4 protein-coding genes and 3 pseudogenes are annotated in these 7,895 nt (G+C 37.8%); 4 read left to right on the top strand and 3 right to left on the bottom strand.

Features of this window, described 5'->3' with window-relative positions; translation table 11 throughout:
• The 3 genes and pseudogenes from HMPREF0518_RS03050 to HMPREF0518_RS03040 all read right to left on the bottom strand — a co-directional run.
• A pseudogene (locus tag HMPREF0518_RS03050) lies at positions 1-183 on the bottom strand (LiaF transmembrane domain-containing protein); the annotation flags it as partial.
• Entirely contained in the window at positions 180-638 is a 459-nt protein-coding gene (locus HMPREF0518_RS03045; RefSeq protein WP_003625965.1) for a LytTR family DNA-binding domain-containing protein, read from the bottom strand. The gene HMPREF0518_RS03045 and the pseudogene HMPREF0518_RS03050, both read right to left, overlap by 4 nt.
• Positions 639-777: 139 nt before the next feature.
• Entirely contained in the window at positions 778-1,425 is a 648-nt protein-coding gene (locus HMPREF0518_RS03040) for a redox-sensing transcriptional repressor Rex (protein ID WP_003625963.1), read from the bottom strand.
• A gap of 175 nt (positions 1,426-1,600) precedes the next feature.
• Here HMPREF0518_RS03040 and HMPREF0518_RS03035 point away from each other — a divergent pair, with 175 nt between their 5' ends.
• The 4 genes and pseudogenes from HMPREF0518_RS03035 to HMPREF0518_RS03010 all read left to right on the top strand — a co-directional run bounded on the left by HMPREF0518_RS03035 (position 1,601) and on the right by HMPREF0518_RS03010 (position 7,875).
• Complete coding sequence (locus tag HMPREF0518_RS03035) at positions 1,601-3,514, top strand: ABC-F family ATP-binding cassette domain-containing protein (protein WP_003625961.1); 1,914 nt, start codon at positions 1,601-1,603, stop codon at positions 3,512-3,514.
• Positions 3,515-3,684: 170 nt separating this feature from the next.
• A pseudogene (gene oxc / locus HMPREF0518_RS03030) lies at positions 3,685-5,393 on the top strand (oxalyl-CoA decarboxylase).
• Positions 5,393-6,614 (top strand): annotated as a pseudogene (locus tag HMPREF0518_RS09630) (CoA transferase). Before oxc ends, HMPREF0518_RS09630 begins: the two co-directional pseudogenes overlap by 1 nt.
• Positions 6,615-6,687: 73 nt before the next feature.
• Positions 6,688-7,875, top strand: coding sequence for a CoA transferase (locus HMPREF0518_RS03010; protein ID WP_003630831.1), 1,188 nt, complete (start codon positions 6,688-6,690; stop codon positions 7,873-7,875).
• The last annotated feature ends 20 nt before the right edge of the window (positions 7,876-7,895 follow it).

The raw sequence follows: 7,895 nt of genomic DNA, 5'->3' as shown, positions 1-7,895 counted from the left end.
GACACTTTCAGTGATTCGGCGATTAATTAAACCATCTAATAAACTAATTGCAAAAATCACCGTACCAACTGCAGCCCAAAAGCCAAGCTTGTAAGTCCAAATCCCCATTTGATTCAAAACCACAAACAATGCACATGCAATAAAGAAGATACCCCAAAAAGCTCGTCCTAATTTACCTCTCATGAAAAATTCCTTCTTTCCTCTAAACGATTACGCAAATCACGATAATAATGCCGTGAGATGTAAACCGTTTTGTATGATTCTTTAAATTTAATCTGACAGTTAGAAATTGAACGAGTAATAGCATATATTTTATCTAAATTCAAAATAGTAGATTTAGCTACTCTCATGAAATTACCGCCTAATATATCTTCTAACTCATACAATTTATACTTAACCTGATAAGCATTCTTAGCAGTATGAGCCATAACGATTTTACTGTCAGTTTCAAAGAAAAGGATGTCGCTTAAATTCAAATAATAAGAAACATTGTCTTTGACAGCTTCAATCTGCTCTAAATTTGGCGTTTGCTTTTGCAAAGCATGATACAATTGCTCAATTTCCGGTGTCAGTGCAGATGCATTTATTACCAATTCTGTTTCTTTTTGATTAGGATCAATATTTAATTTTACCTTCAAGCTTCATCCCTCCCTTCAACGTAATTACATTAAACTAAGAATCTTGTACAAAAACCAGCCATTTAAACTAAGTGGTCAATTTTCACGACTAAGAGGTAAAAAAAGACTACCTTTCATTCAGAAAAGTAGTCTTTTACAATTATAATTCGTCATTCTTTTGTTTTTCAGAATCTAAGAAGTAAATCAAAGTTTGCAATTCTGTTGCTAAGTCAACATTTTGTACTCTTACGCTAGCTGGAGCTGACAATCTAATTGGCGTGAAGTTCATAATACCCTTAACTCCTGCATCTACCATTTCATCAGTAGTCTTTTGAGCAGCTGTTGAAGGAACCGTCAAAATAGCAATCGAAATCTGCTGATCACTCAATTGCTGCTTTAAGTCTTTCATATCATAAACAGGAACGCCACTTAAAATGCGACCCGTAATTTCCTTATTAATATCAAAAGCGCAAGAAATTCGAATATTGTTGCTACGTTTAAAGTTGTAATTAAGTAACGCTCTTCCTAAGTTACCAACACCAACTAAAGCAACATTGGTTAATGTATCTTGATTCAAAATCTTTTTGAAAAAGCTAAGCAAATTCTTTACATCATAGCCATATCCGCGTTTACCTAAAGCACCGAAGTATGAAAAATCTCTTCTAATTGAAGCACTATCAACTTGAACCGCTTCAGATAATTCAGTAGAAGAAACTTTATCTTTGCCTTCTTCATTCAAAATAATCAAATAACGATAATATAAAGGTAATCTTTTTGCTGTTGCTTTTGGAATTTTTATTCTATCCATAATAGAAGCCCCCCCAACTGTATTTCATGTTTGTGAATGCACAATCAAGCATATCTATCATACCCGTTAACATAGCATTTGTCCAAATATATTTTTCACAAAGATTATTTTTCACATATATTTACTATTCGATCAATTTCTGCCATATGGTAGAATAATGATTAGGTGAAAAATTATGATTATTGCACAAGGACACGATTTAGAACAACAATTTGGTGCCAACACTCTATTTAAAAATGTTACTTTTTCAATCGATTCTAATGCCCGAATCGGTTTAGTTGGTCCCAACGGGGTTGGTAAAACTACCCTATTAAAGATTATGACAGGCGAGCAAGAACCCACACACGGTGAATTTACTGTTAATAAGGGCATAGATGTAGGTTATATTGCTCAGGAAAATGCATTAAATGAAGACAAAACCATTTGGGATGAAATGGAATCCGTTTTTGCACCTTTAATAAAGGAAGCAAAAAGTTTAACTCATATGCAGGAACAAATTGCAGAGCATCCTGAAGATCAGGAACTGCTTAAGCAATATGATCAAAAACAATTTGCTTTTGAACAAAAAGGTGGTTATACCTACCAATCAGATATTAAGAGCATCCTGAATGGATTTAAGTTTCCAGAAGATACCTGGCAAAAGAAGATTGGCAGCCTTTCTGGTGGTGAAAAGACTAGATTGGCTTTTGTTAAATTGCTTTTGCGTAAGCCGGCACTGCTTTTACTAGACGAACCTACTAACTATCTTGACTTGGATACGCTTGATTGGTTGGAAGGCTTTTTGAAGAACTACAGCGGCGCAATTTTGGTTGTATCCCACGATCAATACTTCTTAGATCATTTAGCAACTCAAATCTTCGAATTGCAATTTGGTAAATTAACTCCATTTAAAGGCAATTATTCTGCTTATGTAATGCAATGTGAGCAACGCGATAAAGATCAAGAAGCAGCTTATGAAAAGCAACAAGCTGAAATCAAAAAAGACGAAGAATTTATCCAAAAGAATTTGGTAAGAGCTACTACCACCAAACGTGCTCAGAGTCGGCGGAAAAAACTAGAAAAAATTGAGCGCATTAAGCCACCAAAGCATAAGAGCAAGGTTCGCATTCATTTTAATAGCGAGCGCCCTTCTGGTAAGGAAGTTTTAATCCTAAATGATTTAACTATTGGCTATCCTGATAAAACAATGGTCAGTGACATTTCCTTCCAAATTAATAAAGGTGATCGTGTAGCTATTATTGGACCAAACGGTATTGGTAAATCCACATTGCTTAAAACTATTATGAAGCAATTGCAACCTAAGGGTGGTTCTATTAAATATGGTGCATCCCTAGATATCGGCTATTATGATCAAGAATTACAAAGACTTGATCCATCTAAAACTGTTTTGGACACCGTCTGGGACCGTCACAAAACAATGCCAGAACGCGATGTTCGTTCAATCTTAGCTAGTTTCCTATTTACTGCTAAGGATATTGACAAGACCGTCGGGCAACTATCAGGTGGACAAAAAGCCAGATTAACTTTAACAGTCCTTTCTCTTGAACATGATAACTTCTTATTAATGGATGAACCTACTAACCACTTGGACATTGAAGCAAAAGAAGTTCTTGAAAAAGCACTGAAAGACTTCGATGGCACTTTGCTATTCGTTTCCCACGATCGTTACTTCATTAATCAATTAGCTAACAAAATTGTTTCTGTCAGAGATGGACATGCCAAGATATATAATGGTAATTATTCTTACTATCTTGACGAAAAAGCTAAACAAGAAGCCGCTGTTTCTTCTTCATCAGAAGTTCAGCCTGCTAAACAAGTTAGCCAGCAAAAGCTTTCTTATCAGGAACAAAAGCAACGTGATTCACAAAAGAGAAAATTGCAGCGTGCAATTGACCAAGCTGAACAAAAGATTGAAGAACTTGAAGAGCAAGAACAAAACATTCAAAATGAAATGTCAAATCCAGACATTGCCTCTAATTTTGATAAATTAGGGCCATTGCAAGAACAATTATCTGATGTTCAAAAACAACTAGATGATGCTAATAATGCTTGGGAAAAAGCAATTGAAGAAATGGATAATTTCGAATAAAAAGTATGAAAAACTTCCACAAGATAGTGGAAGTTTTTTGTATTTACAGACAGATAAAGTAACGGATTTTATTATTCAATATCCTTATATATTATTTTTAAGAGGTGTATCTTAAAACTGAAATGCATATCCGTTTGCATTTTTAGGGTTTTTGGAAAGAAGGTTTTCCTGTGGCTGATAATACATCACTTACTGGCGCAGCACTATTAATCGATGCTTTACAAGCAAATGGTTTAAACAATATGTATGGTGTTGTAGGTATTCCAGTTACAGATCTTGCTAGTTTAGCTGAATTAAAGGCATGAAATATTATGGTTGTAGCCGTGAAGACGCTGCCGTTGACGCAGCTGCTGCAGGTTACTTAACTGGTAAACCTGGTGTAGCTTTAACTGTATCAGCACCTGGATTCTTAAATGGTTTAACAGCTTTAGCACAAGCAACTAAGAACTGTTTCCCATTAATCATGATTTCAGGATCATCAGATCGTTATATTATTGACCTTGATCGTGGAGATTATGAAGGTTTGGATCAATATAATGTTGCCAAACCATTCTGTAAGGCAGCTTACCGTGTTGACCGCGCTCAAGATATGGGCTTAGCCATTAGCCATTGCACGTGCAGTTAGAACTGCACTTAGTGGCCGTCCAGGCGGTGTTTACTTAGACCTTCCTGCCGCAACTGTTACTGACACTGTTGCACAAAAGTCAGATGCAAACATCTACAAAGTTGTTGACGCTGCTCCAAAGCAATTGCCATCAGATGAAGCAATTGACCGTGCAGTTGAATTATTAAAGAATGCTAAGCACCCTGTTATCTTACTTGGTAAAGGTGCTGCTTATGCAAGAAGTGAAGATGAAGTTAGAGAATTAGTAGACAAGACTAAGATCCCATTCTTACCAATGTCAATGGCTAAGGGGGTAGTTCCAGACGATTCTCCATCATCTGCAGATTCTGCTCGTTCACTTTCACTTGGTCAAGCAGACGTTGTTCTCTTGATCGGTGCTCGTCTTAACTGGATGCTTTCAAACGGTGAAGCTCCATTATTCCGTGAAGATGCTAAATTCATCCAAGTTGAAATTGACGCAATTGAATTTAATTCAAACAGAAAGATTGATGCACCATTACAAGGTGATATCAAGTCTGTATTGCAAAAATTGGTTCCAGCTATCGAAAAGGCTGGCATTAAGGCTCCACAAGATTGGCTTGATTTAATTGCTCAAGACAGCAAGAAGAACAACGACAAGTTTGCTGCTAGAATTTCTGCTTCTGAAGCAAAGCCAACTTTAGGTTACTACAGTGCTATTGAACCAATTAACGACTTAATGCAAAAGCACCCAGACACTTACATCATAAGTGAAGGTGCCAACACTTTGGATATCGGTCGTAACTTGGTCGGTATGCAAAAGCCTCGTCACCGTCTTGACACTGGTACTTGGGGCGTTATGGGTGTCGGCTTAGGCTATGCTATTGCTACAGCTGTTGAAACTGGCAAGCCAGTTATCGCCCTTGAAGGTCATTTGGTTTCGATGGTATGGAAATGGAAACCATTTGTCGTTACCACTTACCTATTACTGTTGTCATTGTTAACAACGGTGGTATTTACAATGGTGATGTTAACGTGATTAAGGATCAATTAGGTCCTACTGTTTTGGATAACGATGCTCACTATGGTGATATTTCTAAGGCATTTGGTGGTGATAGTTACCGAGTAAGCAACTATGCTGAAATGAAAGACGCACTTGAAAAAGCTTACGAATCAGGCAACCCAACTATTATTGATGCTCAAATTCCTGCTTCAATGGGTAAGGAATCTGGACACATTGGCAACTTAAATCCAAAATTGGACTTATCTGCTCTTGAAGAAGAGGAGAATAAATAATGACTGAAGAAAATAATTACGCACCTTTAAAAGGTATTAAGGTTGTTGAATGGACACAAATTCAATCAGGTCCATCATGTACTCAACTTTTAGCATGGCTTGGTGCCGATGTTATTAAGATTGAACGTACTAACACTGGTGACCCAACTAGAAATGAATTGCTTGATATTCAAGACTCATAGAGCCTTTACTACTTGCAATTAAATGCCAACAAGAAGTCTTTGACTTTAAACATCAAGACTGATGAAGGTAAAAAAATTATGTACGACTTAATCAAGAAAGCCGCTGTCTTCGTTGAAAACATCGCTCCTGGTTCTGCCGAACGTAATGGCTTTGGTTGGGAAAAATTGCACGCAATGAATCCTAAGTTGATTTATGCTTCATTAAAGGGATTCAACGAAGGTTCACGTTTTGAAGATGTTAAGGCCTTTGAACCAGTTGCTCAATCTGCTGGTGGTGCTGCTTCTACTACTGGTTGGAACAAAGGCCAAGCTAACGCTCCTACTCAATCAACTGCTTTAGGTGATTCAAACTCAGGTATGCACCTTACTATCGATATTTTAGCTGCTCTCTTGCAACGTGAACACACTGGTGAAGGTGCTTTTGTATATCAATCAATGCAAGATGCAGTATTGAACCTTTGCCGTATCAAGTTATCGGTTGGACTTACAAGGCTAAAGGTTGGGAAACTGATCCTAACGCTTATGTTTACATCGTTATTCAAAACAGCGACAAGAGCTGGGCAGCAATTGCCAACACCATGGGTCACCCAGAATGGATTACTGATCCTCGCTTTGATGGCTGGCAAAACCGCCAATTACACAAGGAAGAAATTTATCCATTAATTGAAAGCTACACTAAGCATACGACAAGTATGAATTAACTAAGAAGCTTGGTGCTGCTGGTGTTCCAGTAGGTCCTGTTCTTGACTGGCACGAAATTAAAAACGACCCAGACTTGAACAAAGATGGTACTATCGTAACTATCGACCAAGGTGGCAACCGTGGTAAATTTAAGACCATTGGCTTAACATTTAACCTTGCTAACTACAAGCCTGATTACAAGCGTGCACCAGACCTTGGTGAAAACAACAAAGAAATCTTAGCTTCACTTGGTTATGATCCAGATCAAATTGATAAATTGACTGAAGAAGGCGTAATTTCTAAGGCTCAAGGTCCTAAGAACCCACGCGTTCAAGTAATCAAGGGTAATGAAGAATAATACTATTATTTCTATTCAAAAAGCTGTTCAGGTTTGAACAGCTTTTTGTTTTTTAAAAGAAAGTGTACTAATGATGACAGAACCTAAATACGACGAATTAGAGGAAAACAATCCTCATCTAGATAAAGATAAGCCCTACCCTTTAAGCGGATTGCTAGTAGTAGACTTCACCCACGTTTTATCCGGTCCTACCTGTACCAGAATGTTAGCAGATGCTGGTGCACGTGTGATTCATATTGAAAGAAAAACTGGGGATGATACCCGTCACATGGGGCCATACATCGAAGATGGCTCCAGTGAATACTTTAGAATTTGTAATGTCGGTAAGGAATCAATTGCCCTAGATTTAAAAGATCCTAAAGATCATGCCTTGGTTGAAAAGATGATTGCTAAAGCTGACGTGGTAGTTGAAAACTTCCGTCCAGATCTAATGAAGCGTTTAGGATTTAGTACAGATGAAATGGTTAAGAAGTATCCTAAATTGATCTTTGCCTCAATTTCCGGCTTCGGTCAATATGGTCCTTGGTCTAAGCAAGCCGCTTACGACACTATTGTTCAAGCCGTTTCTGGATTAATGGATGCCACAGGTATTCCTGATGGCAAACCAACTAGAGTTGGTACTTCTGTATCTGATGTGGTTGCCAGCATTATGGGCTACAGTGCTATTATGACTGCACTCGTTGCTAGTGAAAGAACTGGTAAAGGAACTACGGTAGATGTTTCCATGCTTGATTCAACCTTCTCACTGATGGTTCAGGATTTGATGTTGGCATTAGGGCCACATGAGGTTCCTCACCGTATCGGTAACCGTCACCCAGATATGTATCCATTCGATACTTTTGACTGTAAAGATCAACCAATCGCTATCTGTTGTGGTAACGATCACCTTTGGAGCTTATTGACTAATGCATTAGGCCATCCAGAATGGATTGACCAAGCTAACTTCAATACCAATGACTTGCGTGAAAAGAATTGGCAAGATGTCAAAAACGCAATGCAATCTGTCCTTGAAACTAAAGATGCCGCTAAATGGAACCAAATTTTGCATGATGCAGGCGTTCCTGCTGGCCTAGTTCTAAACGTTGATAAGACACGCCGCCTTGATCAAATTATTGATCGTGGTATGGTTAAGACTCTGCCAGATGGTAATGAAGTTCTTGGTTCACCAATGAAATACGGTACTTGGAACTCATACGGTTTACAAAAAGATTCACCAAAACTTGATGAAGATGGCGCCAAAATTCGTAAGGAATTTGAATAAGATATTATTTGAAATTATTG

The organism is Lactobacillus helveticus DSM 20075 = CGMCC 1.1877 (assembly GCF_000160855.1).
GTDB lineage: Bacteria > Bacillota > Bacilli > Lactobacillales > Lactobacillaceae > Lactobacillus > Lactobacillus helveticus.
The sequence above is the reverse complement of the archived record's forward strand: the minus strand, read 5'-3'. Positions and strand labels throughout refer to the sequence as shown.